The following is a 25,147-nucleotide window of genomic DNA, read 5'->3' as shown; positions in this document are numbered from 1 at the left end:
AAACGAAGAGAGAGTGGCTATTCGTAGCCCCTCTCTTTATTAGCATATGCTATTCTTAGTTTAAAACGGAACTAAAAGGAAGATGATCGATGCGAAGAAGAATCAGCTTGCCTTTAAAATTATTTTTAATTGTGTTTGCCTTTGTATTAGGCTGCATCATCTTGATAAGCCAATTGTCTTATCGCTATGTGCAAAAGGAAATAAGAACCAATGACATTTTTTACACCAATCAAATACTAGACAAGGTAGACCAGTATTTCACCGTTAACTTTTCCTCCTTCCAGACGATTCTCTTCTCAGTTGAAACATCAGTGAAAGCCAACATTAACAATACCGAAGTGATTAAAAAGCAATTAAGAGAGCTGTATGAACTCAACAGTATTTATGTCAGTAATATTTATTTGATCAAAAACGATTTATCGATTCTGGGTGGAAGTACACCTACTCGAATATTCGATGAACCTTTATCTGAAAGAGCACCTTTATTTGATGCGGCTGACAAGAATAGAAGGACTACCTTTGTTAGTGAACCTTACAAATCGAAGTATTCCGGCTGGACCGTTACGATGGTTCGATATCTGAACGGTGCTCCGTTTCCTATGGCCATTGCGGTTGATTTGGATCTAAATGCCATTGAAGAAACCTTGTTCAAGATTAATAAACAGGAACAAATGAATCTGGCTCTGATCACTGCGTCAGGTAAGATCATTGCCGGATTTTCTGAAAATAAAGGACCTCTGAATATTCAAGATCATTCTTTTTCGATCGGAGAGACGTCAGCGGAAGAAATTCTGGATACAACAGAAACAAACCTTCAACTGTATACCAACGATGGTACTCCGGTTTCCCTTTTAAAAAAACCAACGGAGAAATTCAACTGGACCATCATCTCGATTAACGATGAATCACGCTTAAAAGCAGCATTGTCCAGATTGGAAACCTATTATATTGAGCTTCTTGCTGCGGGTCTTCTCTTAAGTTTGTTCATTTCTTTTTTGGTTGCCAAATATATAAGAAAACCACTTTATACGCTCAAAACAAAAATGAAGCAGGTGGAACAAGGTATCCTCACAACGACAATAACGATTAATCGAAACGATGAGTTTGGTGATCTTTCACGAGCATTCGATCGTATGCTTCAGCAGATTGTTGAACTGATTCGCCGAGCCGAGCTTCATAATGAACTTGAGCGGAAGCTGGAAATCCAGGTGTTACAGTCTCAAATTAACCCACATTTTCTGTATAACACACTTGGTTCGATCAGCAATGTGATACGTCTCGGACAAATAGAGAAAGTAGATGTGGTGATCGGGTCGCTTATTTCATTATTGGAGTACGGGATAGACGATGCTTCTGAGAAGGTTTCCCTACGCCAGGAATTACGCAATGTAGCGGACTATATCGAGATCCAGAACATTCGGTATAACCGAAACTTCAACTTGATTGAAAATATCGAAGCAGGACTGATGGATTTCCCAGTTTTCCGAATGCTGTTACAGCCCCTTGTGGAGAATAGTATCTTCCATGGATATAACGGAGGGGAAATTGAGGGGCCAATTACGATTCATGCGTACAGGGAGGACGGCATCGTCATCATCGAAGTTGTTGATCAAGGTGAGGGAATTCCAGCTGATAAAATAAAGCATATTTTAATCTCAGAACCGAGTGAAGAGGAAGTGAAAAGAAAAAGAATCGGGCTGAATAATATTCAGGGTCGAATAAGACTTCACTACGGAGATCAATTCGGACTGGATATTATTAGCATACCTAAGGAAATAACCCGTATACGTGCTTTATTCCCGGCAGAATTGCAAAAAGGAGATGCATAATGGGGAAAGAATATACCTGCTTCATTGTTGACGATGAAGACCTGATTATTCAACGATTGGAATTGTTTTTTAGTGAGCTCTCCCATAGAGATAAACGATTTGTTCTGGTGGGAAAAGCGAATAATGGGCTGAATGGGATCGAGGAAATCATAAAACTTAAGCCGGATATCGTCATATCCGATATTGTAATGCCGCGAATGGATGGCATCTCCATGATTGAGCAGCTCAAGGCGGAACTCCCCCATACTCAATACATACTTTTGACCGCCTATTCATCCTTCGAATACGCTCAGCGAGCGATTCAAGCCAACGTATTAGAGTACATTGTAAAGGTTCCGCTGAGGGAAGCCGATTTGAATCGAGCGTTGGATAAGGCAGCCGGAATTTTAAATGAGTTTGAGAAAAAAGAAGCGGAATTTCACTCATTAAACGTATCCGTACTTGAAAATAAATATAGAGTCCGCAAACAATTTTTTAACGAATTGATTCGAGGTGAAATTCCTTCTCATCGGGCATCGGATTTTGCCAATCGTATGCAGTTTCATTTTTTTCAAGCCAACTATTGCTGCTTCATCGTTGAGATGAATACGTATGAAAGTTTCCGCAACGAATACGCAGCGGCAGATCAAAACATCTTGAAATATGCGATTACAAATATCATTGAAGAAACGGTGATGAGTGGTGGCAGCGGCGTAGCTGCGGATCTGTCGGATAATCGTTTTATTGGCTTTTTATCCTGGGAAAATAACCGCAGTGATATGGAAACGGAATATGCTTGCCTATCCTTGGGAGGGCAGATTGTCTCTCATTTGCATCAATATTTGAATAAAAAGGTATCGGTTGCTTTTGGAAGTCCGCACAGGGGCTGGGAATCGATCAAACAGGCGTATACGGAAGCTAAAAATGTGAGTGAGGATTTCTATTATCATACCGAGAAAGTCGTAAAAACACCGATGCATCGGTTCCAATACCATAATGACAAAAAAGCAGACTTTCAGCAGAAGCTGGCTGATTTTCTTATACGGCTTAAAAGGAAGATTTCCAAGGAAGAGCTGGATAATGCACTTGCCGATCTGTCGCAATTTGTTACGGACCATAAAATCCACAAGTCCATCATGGTGCCAATGATTAGAGACTTGTACAGAGACATTACCGTGAAATTTAAGTCGGGGAATAAGATGGCCACGGAAGTTCCAGACTTCCCCATGGAATTTATGGCTTTTCAGGAGCAGCTCGCCTATATTGGCGACTTCACATTCGAATATGTGCATGCGGGCCAACTGTTACATCGTGCAGAAATTATGAGTGCTATGCATTTTATAGAGAAAAACTTGAAACAACGTTTAACGTTGGAGACCATTGCGGAGGAAGTGAATTTAGCGCCATCGTATTTTAGCAGCTTATTCAAAAAAACAATGAATGAAGGCGTGATCAGCTACATCAACCGTAAAAAAATCCATCTCGCCCTCGAGTTGTTAAACGTTCGGGATTATTCTTTATTGGAATTGTGCGAGGAAGTAGGCATCGTCAATGAAGGGTATTTTTGCAAACTGTTTAAAGAATATACGGGGGATACACCTAAACAATATCGGATAAAAATGACACGGTAGGAATCCTAATAAGGATGCAAAAAATGTATGATTTTTTCGCGAAATCCTGTAAAAAAAAACGGACCAAAACCATTACCATGATAGGAGTATCTAATCATGGAGGTTATCAAAATGGAGCTTATGAAAGCAGATGTAACCGTCATAGGTGGAGGAATTGCCGGGATATGTGCTGCCATTGCTGCCGCACGCCAAGGGCTACAGGTTTCACTTATCAACGATCGGCCAGTGCTTGGGGGAAATGCGAGCAGCGAGGTCAGAGTTCATATCAACGGGTCGGCATATCTTGGAAACAGTCCATCCTATTATGCTCGCGAAGGCGGGTTGGTAGAAGAACTGAAGCTGAAGATCTTTCATTATAATCCGTTATACAACAAAAAACTTATGCTTTCGCTTTCGGATACGGTTTTGCTCGACATGGTGTATGATGAGCCTAACATTTCTCTATTCCTGAATACATGTGTGCATGAAACGGGCATGGAGAACGGCAGAATCAAATGGGTGGAGGGCCTTCAATTGGCTTCAGAGAGAAAATTTCGTTTTGAAAGCCCTACCTATATCGATTGCTCCGGGGATGGAATTGTTGGGTACCAAGCAGGTGCTCACTTCCGATGGGGAAGAGAGGCGAAGCATGAATACCAGGAGGAGCTCGCTCCAGAAGTGGCGGATCATTACACCATGGGTGATACGATTCTGTTTCAAGCCCGTGACGTAGACTATGCCGTTCCTTACAAAAGGCCAGGCTTTGCGTATGATATTACGAAGCTGGAGTTTTTTGATAGTATCAGAAAAGGATTAAACCATCGGTCTTTTCCAAGGAAAATCAACGGGCTTGGCGGATTGTGGTGGCTGGAATACGGCGGACATATGGATATTATCAAGAATAATGAAGACATCGCCTTGGAACTGCGGAAATTGGTGTACGGGATATGGGATTATATCAAAAATAGCGGTGAGTTTGATGATGTAGACAATCTCATCCTGGATTATGTATGCCCGATTCCGGGAAAGCGAGAGTCGAGACGTTTTATAGGGGAGCACATGCTGTCTCAGAACGATCTTACAGCAAAGCCTCATTTCGAAGATGCGGTATCCGTCGGAGGCTGGTATATGGATCTGCATGCGAATAAAGGCATCTACGATGAGGGTCCGGCTACAGCGTGGAATTTTGTGCCGGGATTGTATAATATCCCGTTCCGCAGCTTATTTTCACGCAATATTCCTAATCTCATGTTCGCTGGCCGTAATATAAGCGCTACTCATGTGGCTTTTGGGTCTACAAGGGTCATGGCAACCTGTGGTTGTATGGGGCAGGCGGTAGGAACGGCTGCTGTATTATGCGCAAAATATGAGACAGACCCCGCATCCATAGTCAAAGCGCATATGGGTGAGCTTCAGGCGCAGCTGCTTCGAGACGGGCAAACGATTGTAGGCCTTCAAGAGCCGTTGGACCCTTATTTCGCAGACGGATTAACGATTCGTGCCTCGTCCCAGCGAAGCTATGAACAACTTCATCCAACCGAAGAGGTCTCCTTGGACAAAGCACTATGTTTGGTCTTGCCGATTCAGACATCTGTGGTTGAGAGTGTGCAGATCAAAATTAAAAATAGATCCGAGCATTCCGAAACGTTGCAAGTGAAGCTGTATGGCGGTGATCGGAAGGAAAACTATATTCCCACCAGCGAGCTGAAGGGCTACAACTTGGTGATTTCAGCGGGTCACGATGACTGGATTACACTGGACCTCAGCTGCAAGAAGCCAGAAGACGACAAAATCTACATCGTATTGGAAGGTACGGCGGACCTCACTGTACACAGCAATGAAGAGAAAATGACTGGAGCGGTTAGCTTCCTTTATAGACCGGAAGAGCCATCCAGGCTGAAGAAACTTAATAAGAGCATTTGCTTCAAAGACCTGATACCATCCCAGGATATGTATAATCCCGCAAATGTCGTCAACGGTTTTTCCAGACCTTATGGTTTGCCGAACAGCTGGATTTCGGAACGTACGGAAGGACAGGAATGGTTGGAATTTGGTTTTGCAAGCCCCAAGAATCTGGATGAAATCCATCTTGTTTTTAATTCGCAGCTGAATTTGGAGCATTTCGACGATCCAATCGAGTCGTTGATTCAAGATTATGATGTGACTTTAACTTTGGAAGACGGAACCGAGAGTGAAATTAAAGTCCGTGGGAATTATCTTTCGTTGAACAAACATCAGGTGTTTGCAAAAGGTGTAACTCAAATCCGGTTTGATTTCTGTGCAACGTATAGTTCGCCATATTATGAAGTGTTTGCTGTAAAACTTTTTGCTTCTAAAAACGCTAAGTGAGGGCGGGTGAAGTCGTGATGAAGGAATTTTTCCCACGAAGAGGGCTGCCTAATGTCATTCAGAAGTTGGAAAATGGAGAAACCGTGACCATCGTCTATTTTGGCGGCAGTAATACACGTTCGAAAGGATACAGGGTCATGACGGCGGATTGGCTGCGAGGGCAATATCCCCATGCCGATATCCGCGCTGTGAACGCAGGCATTGATGGGACAGGATCGGACCTCGGCTGCGCCCGTTTGGAGACAGATGTGCTTCGTCATCAGCCTGATCTCGTGTTTGTTGAATTTGTTGGCAACGATGGCGGAGTTCCCGAATCCAAGGCGCGGATCGAAGGCATTGTCCGACAGATTCGCAAGCGGAACCGGTTTACCGATATCCTGTTTGTATATACGGTTAAGGAGCGGGATTTGACCTCATTTCAATCCGGCGAATACCAGAAGGGCGCTCTTATGCAAGAGGAAATCGCCGACTATTACGGTATTCCTTCGATTCATCTGGGCGTGGCGGTCAGTCAATTGGTTTTGGATGGAAAGCTCATTTTCACCTCAAGTGCAGATGTGGCCATTCCCGGAGCTGTTATTTTCACGCATGATTCGATCCATCCAACGATTCCCGAAGGACATCAGATTTACACAGATACAATCATTCGGTCTTTTGAGAAAATGAGAGAGCTTCGAGATCACGTGGGAAAGGTCGAACATCACTTGCCGCAGGACCCCTTGGTCCCGGCCAATCCTTGGGAGTATGCAACCATGCTGCCACTGGATCGTCTTACTCATTTTTCCGCTGGGTGGTCTTACATGACCCCTGATGATTTTCCTTTAGTGCGTGAGTATGATTGGTTGTTCCCCGGTCTATGGCGAGCAGTTGATCCCGGAGAAGCGATCACAGTGGAGTTTGAGGGAACCCACATCGGCTTATTTGATATCGGGGGGCCGGATTCTGGCCGATTGAAGGTGTCGGTGGATGGAAGGGAACCCTTCCTTGTTGATCGGTTCACACCATATAACGATCATAATCGAAATCAATATGTTTTCTTGCCAGAGCTACCAAATGGGAAACATACCGTTCGCTTCGAGATCGATCACGAGAAAACTGACAAAGCGGCCGTGTTTGAGGCAAGTGGCAATGAACGAAGTATGGAACATGTTCGGCAGCATCCTGCTTGGTATGATCAAACGGTCATTCAGCTTGGAAAGTTGTTATTGGTGCAGCCGCCATTATAATTGATTGGTTCACTTGGGAACACTTGGAAGACCTATATTCTATTTGGCTGCAACTGAGCAATCAATTAGGATGTAGGTCTCTTTTTTTACTTTACTTAAAATCGTATAAGAAATTCTTAAAATGAAAGAAATTTCACCGTGACGTAACATGCTAAGATGAAAACGACAGAACGGGATTTAGGCAGAAGGATAAGGTTAAGTGCTTTTCACGATCATTCGAGCAAAAGGCAATGCATTTATGGAAGCGTTATCATTACGAGGAGAGGCTGTGAATTGTATGGTCAAAAGGAAGCTGTTTTTCTTCATTGTTTTCATGTTGACGATCGTAGTCCCTTTCAGCCTGATCGGAATAAGGACCGCTTATGCGGAGACCTTACCTTATCAGACAATTATTATCGATGACGGGAGTATCAAGATCAATGATGATGTGACACCTGATGCAGGTAACGAGAACAATGGATATTCGGCTCCTAATTGGACCACAAGCACAGGGGTGAGAGGGTATGATCTTTCCAGCACCAAATATACAAGTACAGCAGGCAGGACGATAACATGGAATCCACGCTTGGAAGAAGGAACGGCGAAAATATCGTTCTATAAGCTGGACTGGGCAGATAAAGCAGATAGCAATGTGAAAATTGAGATCGTTCATAATGGAACAACGGATGTAGTCTTTATGGATCTAAGACCCTCATCTGGTGCTCCAGCAGGGTGGGTTGATTTGGGAGAGTACTATTTTTCTGGAGTTGGCGAAGAATTTGTTCAATTGACCCGGTCTACCGGCACCACAAACACGATCCTTACGCGCGCGGATGCGGTCAAGTTCGAAGGGAATATAAAGCAGAAAGAGCCACATAAGACAATTATCATTGATGATGGGAGCCTCACAATTGATAATGTCGTCACTGTTGATTCAGGAAACGTCAGTAACGGGTTCTCCGCTCCTTATTGGACGACAAGTGCAGGAGTGAAGGGATACAATAATTCCAGTTCCAAATTTACAGACGCTGTAGGTAGAAGCATCACCTGGAATCCACGCTTGGAAGCAGGGACGGCGAGAATATCGTTCTATAAGCTGGATTGGGCGGATAAAGCAGATAGTAATGTGAAAATTGAGATTGTTCATAACGGGGTTACGGATGTTAAGTTTATGGATCTTAGACCTTCGTCAGGTCCATCGGTTGGATGGGTGGATCTGGGGGAGTATGAGTTTAGTGGTGATGATAGCGAATTTGTCAGGCTGACTCGAACGCAGCCTTCTACGGGTACAATTATTACGCGGGCTGATGCAGTCAAGTTCGAGGGGAATATCCGTCAACAAGCACCACCGCTCCCCCCGCTAAGAAGCCGTACCTTAGCGAATCTCAGTTACACAGAGAAAGGCAGCATCGAAAATGCTAATTACAAGGCAACCTTTTATGAGGCAGCATGGGATGAAGGTAAATCTATCGTTCGTGACATGTTCTACAAAAACACGGAGACAGGGAACTGGGTTCTAATCAATAATGAATCGGAAAGACTTGAGGAGCAATGGGTTTTATTGGATGGGAATGCGGGGAGCCGAACCAATTACTATGATACGATGAACAAACGCTGGATTACATTCGACGGAATTCATTTTCCCGACAGCCATACAGCGGTATTAACTGATTCTACGCATGGCAGTGATTACGATTTTGAAGTGAACTGGTCCATGGCAGGGGATAAACCCGATGTTTCCTTTGCCTTTACACCTCGCCGCGACGGCAATTATGTGATTGGATATCAGTCCTTCACGACAGAGTCCGCCTCGGGCATCAATGAAGTGTTAAATGGATTCAGGTCACATGCCAAAATGGTAGGTACAGTGGAATCAACAAGCTTGAGAGAGCTGAGCGCTCCGATGAGTCTGGTTGAGAAGAATGATAGTGCGGGAAATCCATTGACGTATGGGGTATTTGTACCTTCGGAAGAGTTACCAGTTGAATTTGAGCCGACGGGAGGCGTTACAAAACAACGGCTGGGTATGAGCCTTGTTAACAACGAAGGCAGCGTACAGCCAATCCTTTACGCCCCTCAGTTGGGGACTTACTCGCAGATGACCGCAGAAAACACCTATCAATTTCATATGGGGCTAATCGCTCAAAAAAGCAATCTGTATGAGTCCTACGTGGATATTCTTCGCAATGAATACGATTATTCAGCATACCGGGAAAATGTTTCAAATAAATCGCTTACTGACGCGATGTTTAATATGATTGATCTACTTAAAATTGAGCCGCAAGGGGACGACTCTGTGAATTATGTCCCATCACCCAGCGGGTGGTGGAGCCGTGCCAAGGGTTTTATCGATATCGAAAACGAAGATAGCGTCCGAACAAGCTCAAATGCGGTTCTTTTGGGAGCTTACTATTTGACTGGAGATGACCAGCTATACGATACGAGAGCACTGCCGTCCGTCCAGTATGGCGTATCGCGAAATGGTATCGGTTGGTCGCCAACGCAGAAAAAAGTATACGGTGTGCCTTCGTTATGGAAAATGGCTACTCTGCCGTTCGATGTTTCAAGCGTAGCCGCTGTCAATCAGATGATGGGCACTTCGGCAGGAATTGGTGCACTCGCTCAAGAAGAGTACCTTGTGCGTGACCCGGATCAGAAAGACAGGGGGCCTGTCATTCAACCCCTGATGATGTATCGGATGACGGGAGATGCGAAGTATTTGCAAGCTGCGAAGGATGCAGCCGAAAGCTATATCACGCAACATATCGATACGCCTGCATCTGTCGATGTGAGTAAAAATGAGTTCATTTATTATTATAGCAAGCTGTGGATGGAGATCTTGGAGCTATATGAGGAAACGCAGGATCCCAAATACTTGGATGCCGCCTATAAGGAAGCCAAACGGTATGCAACCATGTTTGTTGCTCGTCCAGTTCCTGAAGGTAACGTTACGATTCCTCAGCCGGAGACATATAATTACGCGGAGTCGTTCCATTGGCCGGAAAGTGGTAAATTTCAATATCCTAGGCTTAAGCTTCCCGAAGATATTGCCGGAGGCGTTCAAGCGGAGCGTTGGCTTGTTTCACCGAGCGGACTGACGTTTGAAGCAGGAAGTACAACCGGTTATTATCGGATGAATGCTCAGGAAGCTCCATTCATGCTGAGATTGTCGCTTTATACAGGGGATGAACTGCTGCAGGATATTGCTCATAATGCAGTTATTGGACGATATTCCAGTTATCCAGGTTATTATTATAAAGGCTTCGCCGTTAGCCAACTTGAACCGGACTTTCCTCTGGAAGGCCCAAGCGGGGCTACATCCATCTATTATCACCATATTCCGGGGCAGCTCGGGCAAACGATGGATTATTTGATCAGCGAACAATCATTGAAATCAAACGGGAGCATTACGTTTCCTTCCGTTTTTGAAACGAATTTTTTATGGTTCAAATATCACCTTTATGGGAATAAACCAGGTCAATTTTATGGTAACTCCGACGTTTGGCTATGGATGCCCAAGGGTATTATTAAGACCAACCATCCTCAATTGAATTGGATAACGGGTGAGAGCGGGGATAAATTCTACATCGGGTTAAGCAACGCATCTTCAGATGAAGTTCAGACTCCAATTGAATTAAATGAACAAATCATTGGTTTCAACCCGGCACAGGATTATACCGTATCGATCATCCGCGACAATGGTACACCAGAGCAAGCAGTTATGAGTGGCGGAATCATTCAAGCTACGGTTTCAGGCAAGGGAATCACTGCGATCATTGTAGAGGGACTTGATATTGATGTACCGCTGCATCAGGTCAGAACGGCAGATACATCGGATGCAAGTTATTTCTTTGATACACACAGTCCAATTGATGCGGTTAAAGGCATGCTGATCGTTAAGCCTGACGAAACGGTTTATGATGCTTATGTGCAGGCCAAAACGACAAAACCAGCGACAATCCATTATTCCTTGGATGGCGGGGCCACGTATACGAGCGTCCCAGATACGATCTATCCGATGGAATGGTCGATACGGGTGAATGATTTATCCCAAACCTTTACGTATTACGTGGAATCGGAGGGGAAACAGACCCGTAAGCGGACACTCTATCTGCCGGATCAGGTATCGGAAACTCCAGTCCAACCCGATGGGCAGGATAGTTCAACCATCATTGTGGATAATACGGAGGCGGAGACAGAAGGCGTCTGGATAAGGGATACGACGGCTAACGATTATTATTATGATAACTATGTGTATGCCAAATCTACGACCGGCACAGCGACTAGCAAAATGAGATGGCGGCCTGAGCTGCCGGAAAGTGTCACTTACAGTGTGTATTACAAGCTTCCACAGATAACTGCAACGAGTGAAAATTGGGCAACAAATGCCTCATTTACCGTATATCACAGCGGAGGCTCCCAGACCGTTACTGTTGATGAGACAACGGCGAATGGTACTTGGGTGCACCTGGGGGATTATCCTTTTGCTGCAGGCGATAGCGGGTACGTGGAACTAACCAATAAGGCCAACAAATCGAGAGTCGTAGCCGATGCGATTATGTGGGTGGACCCAAACAGGGTACCGCAATTGGAGTCTGCGGTGATCCTGTCCGATCGGAACGAGCTGCAGATGACTCAAACCGCACAACTGAGCGTAACCGGTTATTTGGATAACGGTTTGGTCGGTGATCTTACACAGGCCGATGTGCAGTATTTCGTTGATCGTACGGATCTGGCTGAAGTGAATAGCAGTGGGTTGTTGACTCTTCTTAATCTCGATGGGGACACGGATCACATTGAGGTATGGGCTACTGTCACGATTGACGGATTGACCTTAACCACACCGCCTTTGAACATCACGATCAGGGACCTAACGGTTATCGTCGATAGTACAAATACAACAGGGTTATACACGACAGAAGGGTCTTGGAGCCAAAGCAATTTAGCAGGTTACAAAATTGGGGTTAAATCCCGCTATTCAACAGTTCAAGGATCATCAGCAACGTGGAAAGGCGAGTTTCCAGAGGGGAAATATACCGTCTCGATCTATAAACTCGTCCATACGACCGCAAACGATAACAATGTCAAAGTGGAAGTGAAACATAAAACGGGTACCGAGGTCACCTATATGGATGCAACGGTCGGCTCATCAGGTTGGGTTAATCTGGGGACGTTCGACTTTACAGGTGACGGCAGCGAGTATGTCCGGTTAACCAGAGTTACGCCTACAACGGTAGACCCGCCAACGCTTCCTGCGGATATGATCTATACGAGAGTTGACGCTGTTATGTTCGAACGGCATTCTGATGATTCGGAGCTGCTTGCAAATGAGACACCAGATGAACCGACACTTTCTGAATAAGGGCAGTGATTTATGAATGGAAGTGGAACAACGGTAAGTGATGTTATACAAATTATTGCAAAATAACGCTAAGAGCCGAGTGGATCAAAACGATCCATTCGGCTCTTTATGTCTAAGTGCAAGAAAGTGTGGTTACAAGGGAAGGCAGTCGGCCAACTTCCTCTTACCACCCATTGATCACTTAAGTTTGCCAAATCCAACTTTTTTGGATGCTCGTAAAAAAATTGCCGCTTTCAGATTATGTTTCGTCACACTCAAAACGTTTCTCTAGACCCACACAAATCTTCAATGGTACCATCATACACGTGCTTGAATTGAAGATTGCAGGAGGATATCATGTGGATCAACTTAAATACGATAATCTAAAGCTGGGGGAGCGCGGAGCTATCATCAGCATTATCTCCTACATATGTTTGACCGTATTAAAACTGATCGTTGGCAATATGGCCGGATCAGAAGCGCTCAAGGCGGATGGATTAAACAATGCCACCGATATTGTGGCCTCAATAGCTGTACTGATCGGTTTGAAGCTTGCCCAACGCCCAGCCGACACAGATCATACTTATGGTCACTGGAGAGCAGAGACCGTCGCGTCACTTGTTGCTTCTTTCATTATGATGGCAGTAGGTTTACAAGTACTGTTTCAAGCCATTCGTTCTGTGTTTCAGGGTACACATGAATCTCCGGATATCATCGCTGCGTACACAGGCATTTTCTGCGCAGTTATCATGTATGTGGTCTATCGCTATAACAAAAGACTTGCTACTCGTATTAAAAGTCAGGCAGTCATGGCTGCGGCTCGTGATAACATTTCCGATGCCTGGGTGAGCACCGGTACGGTCATTGGGATCGTGGGTTCCCAGTTCGGCCTCCCATGGCTGGACCCTGTAACGGCTGTCATTGTAGGTTTCCTGATCTGCAAGACCGCTTGGGACATTTTCAAGGAAGCCACACATCATCTGACGGACGGTTTTGATGTTGAACTGATTCAGGAGTACAAAAAAACGATTGCCGGAATTGATAGCGTAGAGACAGTTAAAGACGTGAGAGCGCGGAACTATGGCAATAACGTTGTAGTAGACGTTGTCATAACAGTCCATGCTGAGCTGGATCTTCAACAAGCACACGATATCTGTACAGACGTGGAGAACGAGTTGATGGAGGAGCATGACGTGTACACTGTTCACGTTCATGTGGAACCTGATATTTTGAAAGAGTGCATTGGATAGCAAGCTTCTATTAAGAGAGACTCGGCAAAACAAAAAAACCAGTGAGCTTTACTTATTCACTGGTTTTTGTTGATTTCAATTTTCATCTTAAAAAGAATCCGCGCTTTATATATCCCATACATGACTATCTTGGCAAATTATAGGTAATCAGATTGTTATATTTATCCGCATGTTTCTGTTCGTCCAGGATGATTCCCCACACCGTGTCTTTATATATGCCATAAGGGAGACCAAACCATATTTTTCTATACTTTTCCACGGCCGCCAATTCACCCTGAAACGCCTTTTGCAATCCGGCAAGGTAAGAGGGGAGCGTCTCAACTGGCTCACTGCTTACACCTGAAATCTCCTGGCCTGTCAGATCCTTGTACATTTGGCGAAACATTTGATTATGTCCGCGTTCATCATTGCGGATGCTCGTGATGATGGCAGCCTGAGTAGCATCGGGTGACAACTGAATCAGTGAATCATAGAACATCTCATCGTTTCGTTCTCCCTGTACAGCCGTTTTGATTAATTCAAGTGCTTCGACTGATGATGTTGCCCATACCGGAGTAAAAGTGTACCTGTAACCATAAGGATATGCCACATACATTACGAATCCCTCCAAGACAAATATGAGTTAAGATATGCACGTATGCCCATCAGCGTTAACCCATATACTCTGTCCCGTCTTATTAATCGAAAGCTTCAGTGGAACTTTACTTGGTATACCTCAATATTTTACTGTAACCATAGGCAAGAACAAATGGCAGGAGGTATGACAAAAAGGTCCAAAGAATGTTCCATCCATTAAAATAAATGACATGCCCCATTATTTTGGCAAGCCATTCGATTAATGTCAGCGACAAGGATGCAACAAGGATCGCCAACCATGGCTTGGCGCCTTTTTCTAAAATCGTATACATCATCAGACAGCCGGCGATCGGATAGACTCCAAGATCCATTGGAAGAGCAGCAAAGGATTGATTATGAGTATTCGGAAGAATATTCCAGAAGTAATTAAACCCGATATTGTTAATGCATGCTGCTACAGCCACACCAAGTGGATAATATAGAATAAGGATTGTAAAGTTCCGACGCAGAATCCATACACCCAATATAATGGGAATGACCATACCCAGCAGAATGTTTCCTAACATGCAATTCTCCTCCAAAGCTTTGTTACTTCTGTAGTTTAACCATAAGCCGCATCACTCCGTTGTCTTCTCTTCCAGAAGGCGATCCACCTTATCTGTAAGTGCATCCAATTTTTTATCATAATGCTTGTACGTATAGAATCCAATGACTGCTTTGACTGCAAAAAAGAGCACCGCAGCAATGACAATGAGAATATAATTGTGGGCAAGCTGCCTTAACCAATCGTTAACTGCATTAATCGGATTTCTCTCCCTTCAATGCAAGTGGTTTTGTATAAGGTAACCAAATCCATGGGATATAATGCATATCAGCAAATTCGGAATAGGCATACGCCTTACTCGAAGTGAATGGACAAGTTTCGGTCATGAAAAAAGCCAAGTATAGAACAGCTACGGTTGAGGATGTTCATAAAAAGGTAGAGTGGCATATCAATAAGGATTTTATGAAAAAAATCCCTTCTCTTCGGATGAAAGAAGAGAAGGGATGATCGTAAACTACTGAATTATTGTCGAATTATTGATGCTTGCTGAGAATATCAAATATGATCTTAGCATTATCTGTGTTATCGATCAAACCGGCGAAGCGATGACTTGCCGGACCGTAGGCATAGACCGGAACATCTTCACCTGTATGTCCACCTGTTGTCCAACCCGTAAATGAACGGTTATCAATAATTGTTTCAATGGCATTATCAATCTTTGTTACGTCCGCACTTTTAGCTGCTTCTTTCACCGATTGAATCTCTTCCGGCTTCAACTCCAGTCTCAGATAACTTTTGAGTGTTTCTTCAACCGAAGCACCTTTTGCAATTTGTGCTGCCATGAAGTCAGGCGTACGCAGTGCAGCTTTGATCGGGTCTACGAAGAAGTTATACTCTCCGTCTTTTCCAAGCGTAAGTCCACCCGTGGAGTGGTCAGCAGTAGCTACGACAAGTGTTTCACCGTCTTTTTTGGCAAAATCAATAGCTGCCTGAAATGCTGCTGCGAAATCTTCCATTTCACTCATCGCACCAACGATATCATTATCATGTCCTGCCCAGTCGATCTGGCTGCCTTCGACCATTAGAAAGAATCCTTTGTCGTTCGAACTGAGACGATCAATCGCTGTATTGGTCATCTCAGCCAATGATGGAGTGTCAGCAGTACGATCAATCAACTTGTCCAGACCTCCGTCCGCAAACAGTCCAAGAACTTGTTGATTCTTATCCGCAAGGAGAGAGGAACGATCCGTGACATAGCTAAATCCGGCCTTCTGGAACTCCTTCGTCAGGTCACGACCCTCGCGTACAAAATTGGATTTCCCTCCACCAAGAAGTACATCCACCTTATGCTTGCCATTAATCAGCTCATCATAATAATCGTCCGCAATTGCATCCATATTTTTTCGACTGATATCATGGGCACCAAATGCAGCTGGTGTGGCATGAGTGATCTCCGATGTAGCCACGAGTCCGGTGGACTTGCCGTTTTCTTTGGCCTGCTCAAGTACGGTTTTGACTTCCTTCTGCTCAGGGTCAACCGCAATGGCCGCATTGTAGGTTTTCACACCTGCCGACATGGCTGTTGCTGCCGAAGCGGAATCCGTCACATTTTGTTTATCATCATCCGGATAGGTCATTTGTGCCCCAACCAGATAAGGGTCAAATACAGTTTTGTCCATGCCCTTCGTTGAAGGATCATCTTTCATGTAACGGTAGGCGGAAGTATAAGAGGTCCCCATGCCATCCCCAATGAGGAAGATGATGTTCTTAATTTGTTTTTTCTCCACACTTACAGCTTGAACAGCACTTGCTTGTCCGGCAGACAAGAGAGTGGAAGCCGATACAGCCAGAGTCAGCGCTACCGCTGGTAATACTCTTTTGGATAATTTCACAATGATTCCTCCTCATAATATCTCAACAACAAAAATGAATGCATGAATCTATATTCATTTGTTCATCATTAAGAAGATTAGCATTTATTTGTAAATGAAAACCAAGAATTTTGTATACCTGAGGTAAAATAAACAAATACGGCGATAACTTTAATTTCTTTGCATGAGGAGCAAGTCAAACATCGCAATCAGAACAATATGGTTCCGGCGAAAAATTCACATGATCTGCAACATGCGAATTTACAAAAATATACTCATCCCGCTGTTTTTGAAGTATGATACAACATAAGTAGAACGCTTTCATTTTTATATTACTGTTAATATAAAATCAATTTCATTTTCAGGAGGCTCTTTACCATTGACCAAAACAACTCCAAATTATGATGGGTATCTCTTTGTACATTTTATTGGCGAACAACCAGATGGAGAGCAGGTTTATTTCTCTTATAGCGAGGATGGTCTTCACTGGAAGGACCTTAATGGCGGCTCACCTGTGCTGTTTTCCGACCTTGGAGAAAAGGGGGTACGGGACCCGTTTCTGGTTCGTTCAGTCAAGGATAATAAATTTTATCTGATTGCTACGGATCTCCGCATCGCAAGCGGCAAAGGATGGTCTCAAGCCGTTAATGCCGGGAGCCGTGACGTAATTGTATGGGAATCCAGCGATCTCGTATACTGGTCATCCCCATGGAACGTTACACTAGGTGTCGAGGGCGCTGGATGTGTCTGGGCACCAGAAGCTGTGTATGATGAAATGGCAGATGAGTTTCTTGTATTCTGGGCTTCTGCGACGCAGGAACCTCAAGAGCAAGAAAGAAAACAAAAAATATACAGCGCTCGTACAAAAGACTTTCGTACGTTTTCTGCATCGAAAAAATACATTGAGCGGGATAATCACATTATAGATACAACGATTCTTCCTGCGGATGGAGCTTATTATCGATACTCCAAGGATGAAACAACCAAAAACATACGGGTAGAAAAAGGAGACTCTCTCGACAAAGAGGCGTTTGTTACGCTGCAAGCCCCGGTACTGGAGGCTGTGGCAGGTGTGGAGGGACCTCAAATCTTTAAATTCAATGACCGGGAGGAATGGTGCCTGATTGTTGATCGATTTGCTGAAGGCAAGGGTTATCTTCCTCTGTTGACTACAGATCTGGGAAGCGGAGAATTCCGAATTGTCCCTGATGATGATTTTGATATGGGAACGAATCAAAAGCGTCATGGAAGTGTCCTGCCAATCACAGCTGAGGAGTGCAGCCGGCTTCTCGTGGCTTTCGGAGATGGTCATCAGGTGCTTCCTGGACAATATGCCGATCCTGATGTCGCACAGTTTGGGGATCGTTACTATATGTATCCAACAACAGATGGGTTTGAGGGGTGGTCGGGAACACAATTCAAGGTGTTTTCTTCTTCAGACCTGAAGCATTGGCAAGACGAAGGCATGATCCTTGATCTGGGAACAGAGGATGTCGCCTGGGCAACCGGTAATGCCTGGGCACCGGCAATTGCCAGCCGAAGCGGAAAGTTCTATTTTTATTTCTGTGGCAAAATGCGGAATGGAGAGAGTGCCATCGGCGTTGCTGTTGCAGATACACCAATTGGTCCATTCCTGGCCGAGCCACAGCCTTTAATCACAATGGAGCAGTTGAAACGCCTGGGCATTACCATGGGCCAAGCTATTGATCCCTCCGTCTATGTCGAAGATGATGGAAAACCGTATCTGCTATTTGGCAATGGACATGCTGCCATTGTGGAGCTTGGTGAAGACATGATAAGTGTAGTGGAGGACACAATGAGCAATCTGGCAGGCTTGCATGATTTTCGTGAGGCGGTAACCGTGTTAAAGCAGGGCGGACTATACCACTTTACGTGGTCCTGTGATGATACAGGCAGCGAAGACTATCATGTGAATTACGGTACGTCAGAGCAATTATACGGTCCTATTACCTATCAATACCCGATTCTGAGCAAAAATGTCGAGAAGGGCATGCTGGGCACAGGTCATCACTGTATATTTAATGATTCCGAAACGGGTCAATATCAGATTGCCTATCACCGTTTTGTCACGCCACTATCCAGATTTTCCTCTGGAAAGGGTTATCACCGCGAAATATGTATGGACCCGCTTCTGTTTGGTAAGGACGGACTGATTCAGCTTGTTATACTCTAATATAAGACGTTTAATTAAATCGCTATCTATAAAGGCCTGATACAACATGAATGTCTGTCAAATGTCGCTTTTAGCGGTTTTGGCAGGCATTTTATCATTTTTATCTTCCACCTGGAACAAGCAAAACCTTAGGTTTGAGCGCGTATGCGACTAATTGAATACATTAATCCAGAGTACATTTGACATACAAATCAATAAATCGTATTATTACGATATAACGATTTAGGAGGAATACTTGTGAACACTCCCGCTTTTGACAGCAATAACATTAAACAGTTCGATGAACCTGCTAATCTGCTGAAAGCTTTGTCTCACCCCATTCGTTTATGCATTGTGCGGGGATTGATGCAAAAAAAGAAATGTAATGTTTCTTACATGCAGGAATGTCTGGATCTTCCCCAATCTACAGTGTCACAACACCTCCAGAAGCTTCGTAGTGCAGGTATTGTTGCTACGGAGCGGAATGGTCTTGAAGTGAACTATGTGCTTGCCGATCAACGGGTTGAACAGATTATAAAAACTTTGTTTGAAAAGGATGATTGTGAATCATGAGCAAAAAAGTACTTATTGTTGGCGGTGTAGCTGGAGGTGCATCTGCAGCTGCACGTCTTCGCCGTCTGGATGAACATGCCGAAATTATTATCTTCGAGAAGGGACCCTATATCTCATTTGCCAATTGTGGTTTACCTTATTATATAGGTGGCACAATCGATGATCGAGAGCGTCTGCTGGTGCAAACGCCAAAAGGGATGGCAGATCGCTTTTGTATCGATGTGCGTACAAGAAGTGAGGTCGTATCTATTGATTCGCAGAAGCGAGTGGTTAAGATACAATCTCAGGAGCGCGGTGCATATGAAGAAAGCTATGACGAGTTGATATTGTCACCAGGTGCAAAACCGATCATTCCCGATCTGCCGGGTAAGGACAATCCACTAATTTATACCGTACGAAGTATTCCGGATATTGATCGGATCAAAGAACAGGTAAGTTCTTCTAACAACAAGACTTCGATCGTCATAGGCGGTGGATTTATAGGCGTAGAAATGGCTGAGAATCTAAAGGAAGCTGGTCTGGATGTAACGCTTATTGAGGGGAACGCACAAGTACTCACACCATATGATCCCGAGTTAGGAGCCGCATTGGCACAGGAAATGGAGAATCATGGTGTAAACCTGCTGTTTTCCAAGCGTGTTCAGGGATTCCATTCCCTAGAGCAGGGCATAGGGGTTGAACTTGCGGATGGTCATACGCTGACTGCTGACATGGTTATTCTTGCGATAGGCGTAACGCCGGACACCTATTTTTTGAAAGATAGCGGCGTTTCGCTGGGTGCACGTGGACATATTATCGTAAATGAAGCTTTAGAAAGCAGTGTGCCACATATCTATGCTGTTGGGGATGCCATCGAAGTTACGGAAACCATTCATGGTACGAAGGCAACGATTCCACTTGCCGGACCTGCCAACAAACAAGGCCGTATTGTTGCTGACCGTATCGCAGGCCTTCCTTCTACCTATAAAGGAACACAAGGTACCTCCATTATCAAAGTCTTTGGAATGACCGCAGCCACGACAGGCAGTAATGAGAAAACACTGCAGCGTCTCGGCGTGGAATATCAAACCGTTATCGTACACCCTGCTTCTCATGCATCGTATTATCCGGGTTCGAGCGCAATTACTCTTAAACTGCTGTTTACTCCGGAAGGTAAAATTTTAGGCGCACAAGCAGTCGGTTATGATGGAGTCGATAAACGAATTGATGATATTGCTGTAGCCATTCATTTTGGAGGACATGTCAGGGATTTGACAGAACTTGAACTGAGTTACGCGCCACCATATTCTTCTGCCAAAGATCCCGTAAATATGGCTGGATATGCAGCAGAGAATATGATCACTGGACGTGTTCAGACGTTCACCTATAAACAGCTGGCTGATCGTCAGCCGGAGCAGTCGATACTTCTGGATGTTCGCAGTGAAATCGAGCATCAAAATGGTCATATACCGGGTTCACTCTCCATTCCAGTTGATGAGCTTCGTCAACGTTTAGATGAATTAGACCCATCCAAAGAAATCTGGCTATACTGTCAAGTCGGCTTACGTGGTTACACTGCTTCGCAAATTTTGCGCCAGCATGGTTTTAGCGTAAAAAACTTGAGTGGTGGTTATAAAACATACCGTCAAGCCCAGTTTAAGCCTGCTCCCTTTACTGCTGCAAAACAAGATCATCATGATCCTACGGTGAACGTTAAGGAAAAAAAGTCTATTCCCACTGACTCAACACAGCCGCAACGTATTGATCATGAGTTGAACGTATGCGGATTAAGTTGTCCTGGTCCGCTAATACAAGTGAAGCAGAAAATGGATCAACTCTCGAACGGGGAAACCCTTCGCGTGAAAGCTTCCGATCCAGGCTTCTATGAAGATGTCAAAGCATGGGCCACAATGTCGGGTTCCACAATCTTGCAGTTGGAAAGAATGAAAGGCGGTACCATTGAGTCCGTCATTGTTAAAAATACAGCACAACCCGTATCAGATTCCCCCATCAGCGATCCTGCCAGCACGATGGTTGTTTTCAGTGGTGATCTGGATAAAGCGATCGCCTCACTCATTATTGCAAATGGGGCAGCAGCGAGTGGACGGAAAGTAACCCTTTTTTTCACATTTTGGGGATTGAGTATTATTCGTAAGCCGCAACCGCAGAAGTTATCCAAAACCATGATCGGTCGTATGTTTGATATGATGTTACCTCGCGGCAGCCAGAAGCTTGGCATGTCCAAAATGAATATGCTCGGAGCAGGCCCGAAGATGATCCGTGGTTTGATGAAAAAACATCATGTACCTTCGTTGGAAGAATTGATAGAGAGCGCAATTGCTCAAGGAGTAGAGATTGTTGCCTGCCAGATGTCCATGGATTTAATGGGTATCCAACGTGAAGAATTAATAGACCAAGTCAAAATTGGTGGTGTAGGTTATTATCTTGGACAAGCATCACAAGCAAATCATAATCTGTTTATTTAAAAAATGATCATAAATTCCAAAAAGCGTTGATTCGAATTCGAACCAACGCTTTTTGGGCTTAATCATCAAGTAAACATTGACTTCATTTTTTTGCTATTATAATATAAGCATACACTTATATGGATTGAAGGAGGAAGTGCTATGGATTCTATGCAAGAGGTAGCGGATAAGCTTAAATTGCTGGGTGATAAAACACGCCTTACGATCCTTACACTCCTCAAAGAACGTGAATGGTGCGTGTGTGAATTTGTAGAGATTTTAGACATGTCACAACCTGGAATTAGTCAACATTTGCGCAAGTTGAAGGATCAAGGCTTGGTTAAAGAGAATAAACGTGGTCAGTGGGTATACTACTCTCTAAATGTAGAGAATACACCCTATATTACATCTGTCCTGGAATTGATGCCAGATACAGCAACTATTCTTAAATCGTTAAATAAAGAAAACTTTACTTCAGTATGTAATTAATTTTTGATTAATATATAAGCATATCATTATATACAAATATAAATTAAGTCGAACTGGAAAGGGGTGTATGGTTTTGTTTTCTACGCTGTTAGCCTGCATCATCTTTTTGATTACACTTGTACTCGTTATTTGGCAGCCTAAAAACCTGTCCATTGGTTGGTCTGCTTGCGGAGGAGCAATCCTTGCTTTACTTGTGGGTGTGGTCAATTTGGAAGATGTATGGGATGTGACACAAATCGTATGGAATGCCACGCTTGCTTTTGTCGCAATCATTCTGATCTCATTAATTCTGGATCGTATCGGCTTTTTTGAATGGGCTGCCTTACATATGGCCAAAGCCGCTCATGGCAATGGTGTACGGATGTTTGTTTACGTCTCCATCCTGGGAGCGGTGGTTTCTGCCTTCTTTGCCAATGACGGGGGCGCACTGATTCTGACACCGATTGTTCTAGCCATGGTACGTGCACTGAATTTCGATGAGAAAAAAGTATTTCCATTCATTATCGCCAGCGGATTTATTGCGGATACAACTTCATTGCCGCTGGTTGTAAGTAACCTGGTCAACATTGTGTCTGCCGATTTCTTTGGTATTACGTTTATGGAGTACGCAGGAAGGATGTTTGTTCCAAATCTGTTCTCACTGGCGGCGAGTATCGGTGTACTGTATCTCTTTTTCCGCAAGAGTATTCCCAAACGATTTGATGCCAGTGAATTAAAACCTCCGGTAACTGCCATTAAGGATATGAAGATGTTTCGGTTGTCATGGGTGGTATTAGGGGTTCTTCTCATTGGATACTTTACCAGTGAATTTATCGGAATTCCCGTATCTCTTGTGGCAGGTATCGTCGCGATATTCTTCCTGATCATGGCTTCCCGGAGTTCTGCTGTACCGACTGCATTAGTTGTCAAAGAAGCACCTTGGGCCATCGTATTTTTCTCCATCGGTATGTATGTCGTGATTTATGGTCTACGTAACGTAGGTTTGACCGATCTGCTGGCCGTAGTCATTCAGGCTGTGGCTGATCAAGGATTGTTTGCTGCAACAATGGGTATGGGCTTTATCGCGGCAATCATTTCATCCCTGATGAACAATATGCCTACCGTGTTAATTGATGCGCTTGCCATTGATGCAACAACGGCTACAGGAACGGTTCGGGAGGCGCTCATTTACGCCAATATTATTGGATCAGACTTGGGTCCCAAGATTACCCCGATTGGTTCACTGGCGACGCTGCTCTGGCTTCATGTGCTTAGCACGAAAGGTGTCAAAATCTCATGGGGTACTTACTTCAAGACAGGTATCATAATCACGATTCCGACTCTGTTTATTACGCTAGTGGGTCTGTATCTGTGGTTAAGCATTTTATAAAAGCAATCTATAATTCAAGTAACGAGGAGACGATGAACATGAGTAAAAAAACAATGTACTTCCTATGCACAGGTAATTCTTGCCGGAGTCAAATGGCCGAAGGCTGGGCCAAGAAATATCTGAGTGAGGACTGGAATATCTATAGTGCAGGAATTGAGGCGCACGGTCTGAATCCAAAAGCGGTTGCAGCCATGAACGAAGTTGATCTGGATATTTCGACTCAAACCTCGGACATCATTGATTCAGAGTTGTTGAACAATGCTGATTTCGTAGTCACGTTGTGTGGGGATGCCGCAGATAAATGTCCAATGACGCCTCCACATGTGAAGCGGGAACACTGGGGATTTGATGATCCTGCCAAAGCGCAAGGGTCAGATGAAGAGAAATGGGCCGTATTCCAAAGGGTTCGTGACCAGATCGGGGAACGCATTAAAACATTTGCTGAAACTGGAAAATAGTACAAACCTGCCTGAGCAGGACAATTTAATGAATACCGAGAGAATGCCACGATGAGTGGTATTTTTTTTGTTCAAAAAAAATGAACGTTTCATTCAAAAACGGTTCTTTGACTTACCCATAACAGCAACATAGAGTGATGACAAGGACGGTATTTGATTTTACCTATAAAAGTGAGAAGCATATATACCCTTGACTTTCCCCTGTACGGGAAACTATATACTCGCATTATGTTAATTGATTGGAGATGATATATTGTTCAAAATCAGTGCGTTTTCCAGGTTAAGCAGGGTCTCATTAAAAACACTGCGTTATTATGACCAGATTGGCATACTTAAGCCGAGAAAGGTAGATCAAGATACGGGTTACCGTTACTATTCCGCAGATCAGCTTCTCGAGCTCAACCGAATCTTCATTTATAAAGAATTGGGGTTTACGTTGCCACAAATCACACAGCTGTTACAGGAACATATTACATTGGAGAATATTCAAGGCATGTTTAAGCTTAAAAGAAGCGAAATTCAGCAGATTATCGATACGGAACAAGCTAAACTCGTCCGAATTGAGGAACGCATGCAGCTTATAGAGGAAGAGGGGCATGTCGAAACCGAGCAAGAAATACGAATCAAAGAGGAAGGTGCTCGGCAGTTTCTTTTTCAGACAGGGTGCGGGAGGGAAGAGGAGATCCCGAGTTTATTTCATCAGTTTGATCAGTCATTAACAAAAGAAATGCGCCAACTAATCCACGGACCACAGGTTGTTTTGTGGAGAGAAATCGCTGGACAAGAGGAAGAGTTCGAGTTTGAGATAGGTTACTTCTTAACCAGTGAGCTGCGATCACCTCCCGACCCATTTCAATTGCGGACTCTTCCTGCTGAACCCATGATGGCCACCATAGCTTATCGTTCCAATGCCACATTTGCCTGTAAAGCCTGTGTTCATCTAGCTACATGGATTGAGAAGAATAACTATCAGATCAAGGAGAACGGAGCTGGTAGGGAACTATATTTACCCTTATCACAAGAACAAGATGCACAATTCATAGAAATACAAATTCCAATACTAAATAGATAACTGAAGAAGATGGAG

16 protein-coding genes are annotated in these 25,147 nt (G+C 44.1%); 13 read left to right on the top strand and 3 right to left on the bottom strand.

Annotated features, from left to right (window positions below):
- Positions 1 to 89: 89 nt before the first annotated feature.
- From BLS69_RS07990 to BLS69_RS07965, 6 genes are all read left to right on the top strand, one after another.
- Complete coding sequence (locus BLS69_RS07990; RefSeq protein WP_091030148.1) at positions 90 to 1,829, top strand: sensor histidine kinase; 1,740 nt, start codon at positions 90 to 92, stop codon at positions 1,827 to 1,829.
- On the top strand, positions 1,829 to 3,439 hold the full coding sequence (locus tag BLS69_RS07985) for a response regulator transcription factor (RefSeq protein ID WP_091030145.1): 1,611 nt from the start codon (positions 1,829 to 1,831) through the stop codon (positions 3,437 to 3,439). Before BLS69_RS07990 ends, BLS69_RS07985 begins: the two co-directional genes overlap by 1 nt.
- Positions 3,440 to 3,535: 96 nt before the next feature.
- On the top strand, positions 3,536 to 5,767 hold the full coding sequence (locus BLS69_RS07980) for an FAD-dependent oxidoreductase (protein ID WP_091030143.1): 2,232 nt from the start codon (positions 3,536 to 3,538) through the stop codon (positions 5,765 to 5,767).
- A 17-nt stretch (positions 5,768 to 5,784) separates the two neighbouring features.
- Entirely contained in the window at positions 5,785 to 6,993 is a 1,209-nt protein-coding gene (locus BLS69_RS07975; RefSeq protein WP_091030140.1) for an SGNH/GDSL hydrolase family protein, read from the top strand.
- A 199-nt stretch (positions 6,994 to 7,192) separates the two neighbouring features.
- Positions 7,193 to 12,334 carry a golvesin C-terminal-like domain-containing protein gene (locus BLS69_RS07970; protein ID WP_091030137.1) on the top strand — a complete coding sequence of 1,714 codons (5,142 nt, stop codon included), beginning with the start codon at positions 7,193 to 7,195 and terminating at the stop codon, positions 12,332 to 12,334.
- Between the two features lie 338 nt (positions 12,335 to 12,672).
- Complete coding sequence (locus tag BLS69_RS07965; RefSeq protein ID WP_091030134.1) at positions 12,673 to 13,563, top strand: cation diffusion facilitator family transporter; 891 nt, start codon at positions 12,673 to 12,675, stop codon at positions 13,561 to 13,563.
- A gap of 124 nt (positions 13,564 to 13,687) precedes the next feature.
- On the opposite strand, the gene BLS69_RS07960 is transcribed toward BLS69_RS07965, so the two are convergent.
- From BLS69_RS07960 to BLS69_RS07945, 3 genes are all read right to left on the bottom strand, one after another.
- Complete coding sequence (locus BLS69_RS07960) at positions 13,688 to 14,158, bottom strand: ferritin-like domain-containing protein (RefSeq protein ID WP_091030130.1); 471 nt, start codon at positions 14,156 to 14,158, stop codon at positions 13,688 to 13,690.
- A 106-nt stretch (positions 14,159 to 14,264) separates the two neighbouring features.
- Positions 14,265 to 14,705 carry a CBO0543 family protein gene (locus BLS69_RS07955; protein ID WP_091030127.1) on the bottom strand — a complete coding sequence of 147 codons (441 nt, stop codon included), beginning with the start codon at positions 14,703 to 14,705 and terminating at the stop codon, positions 14,265 to 14,267.
- Positions 14,706 to 15,216: 511 nt separating this feature from the next.
- Positions 15,217 to 16,578 (bottom strand): alkaline phosphatase, encoded by a 1,362-nt coding sequence (locus tag BLS69_RS07945; RefSeq protein WP_143023563.1) that lies wholly within the window; start codon positions 16,576 to 16,578, stop codon positions 15,217 to 15,219.
- Between the two features lie 355 nt (positions 16,579 to 16,933).
- Here BLS69_RS07945 and BLS69_RS07940 point away from each other — a divergent pair, with 355 nt between their 5' ends.
- The 7 genes from BLS69_RS07940 to BLS69_RS07910 all read left to right on the top strand — a co-directional run bounded on the left by BLS69_RS07940 (position 16,934) and on the right by BLS69_RS07910 (position 25,132).
- Positions 16,934 to 18,748 (top strand): glycoside hydrolase family 43 protein, encoded by a 1,815-nt coding sequence (locus BLS69_RS07940; protein ID WP_091030122.1) that lies wholly within the window; start codon positions 16,934 to 16,936, stop codon positions 18,746 to 18,748.
- Positions 18,749 to 18,985: 237 nt separating this feature from the next.
- Positions 18,986 to 19,300, top strand: a complete 315-nt coding sequence (locus BLS69_RS07935) for an ArsR/SmtB family transcription factor (RefSeq protein ID WP_091030120.1) — start codon at positions 18,986 to 18,988, stop codon at positions 19,298 to 19,300.
- On the top strand, positions 19,297 to 21,765 hold the full coding sequence (locus BLS69_RS07930) for an FAD-dependent oxidoreductase (protein ID WP_091030118.1): 2,469 nt from the start codon (positions 19,297 to 19,299) through the stop codon (positions 21,763 to 21,765). Before BLS69_RS07935 ends, BLS69_RS07930 begins: the two co-directional genes overlap by 4 nt.
- Before the next feature lie 141 nt (positions 21,766 to 21,906).
- Positions 21,907 to 22,233, top strand: coding sequence for an ArsR/SmtB family transcription factor (locus BLS69_RS07925; protein ID WP_091030116.1), 327 nt, complete (start codon positions 21,907 to 21,909; stop codon positions 22,231 to 22,233).
- Between the two features lie 73 nt (positions 22,234 to 22,306).
- Positions 22,307 to 23,602, top strand: coding sequence for an arsenic transporter (locus tag BLS69_RS07920; protein ID WP_091034885.1), 1,296 nt, complete (start codon positions 22,307 to 22,309; stop codon positions 23,600 to 23,602).
- 38 nt (positions 23,603 to 23,640) lie between these two features.
- Positions 23,641 to 24,060 (top strand): arsenate reductase (thioredoxin), encoded by a 420-nt coding sequence (arsC, locus tag BLS69_RS07915; RefSeq protein ID WP_091030114.1) that lies wholly within the window; start codon positions 23,641 to 23,643, stop codon positions 24,058 to 24,060.
- A gap of 253 nt (positions 24,061 to 24,313) precedes the next feature.
- Positions 24,314 to 25,132: a MerR family transcriptional regulator gene (locus BLS69_RS07910; protein ID WP_091030113.1), complete on the top strand. Its 819-nt coding sequence runs from the start codon at positions 24,314 to 24,316 to the stop codon at positions 25,130 to 25,132.
- Positions 25,133 to 25,147: the final 15 nt, after the last annotated feature.

It is taken from the genome of Paenibacillus sp. CF095 (assembly GCF_900101225.1).
Taxonomy (GTDB): Bacteria; Bacillota; Bacilli; order Paenibacillales; family Paenibacillaceae; genus Paenibacillus.
Note: the sequence above shows the minus strand (reverse complement) of the source record. Positions and strands in the feature narration are given on the sequence as shown.

Bases quoted from the DNA above. Each gene is read 5' to 3' on its own strand.
- BLS69_RS07990 (WP_091030148.1), top strand. From the start codon at position 90: ATGCGAAGAAGAATCAGCTTGCCTTTAAAATTATTTTTAATTGTGTTT.
- BLS69_RS07985 (WP_091030145.1), top strand. From the start codon at position 1,829: ATGGGGAAAGAATATACCTGCTTCATTGTTGACGATGAAGACCTGATT.
- BLS69_RS07980 (WP_091030143.1), top strand. From the start codon at position 3,536: ATGGAGGTTATCAAAATGGAGCTTATGAAAGCAGATGTAACCGTCATA.
- BLS69_RS07975 (WP_091030140.1), top strand. From the start codon at position 5,785: ATGAAGGAATTTTTCCCACGAAGAGGGCTGCCTAATGTCATTCAGAAG.
- BLS69_RS07960 (WP_091030130.1), bottom strand. From the start codon at position 14,158: ATGTATGTGGCATATCCTTATGGTTACAGGTACACTTTTACTCCGGTA.
- BLS69_RS07955 (WP_091030127.1), bottom strand. From the start codon at position 14,705: ATGTTAGGAAACATTCTGCTGGGTATGGTCATTCCCATTATATTGGGT.
- BLS69_RS07930 (WP_091030118.1), top strand. From the start codon at position 19,297: ATGAGCAAAAAAGTACTTATTGTTGGCGGTGTAGCTGGAGGTGCATCT.
- BLS69_RS07925 (WP_091030116.1), top strand. From the start codon at position 21,907: ATGGATTCTATGCAAGAGGTAGCGGATAAGCTTAAATTGCTGGGTGAT.
- arsC (WP_091030114.1), top strand. From the start codon at position 23,641: ATGAGTAAAAAAACAATGTACTTCCTATGCACAGGTAATTCTTGCCGG.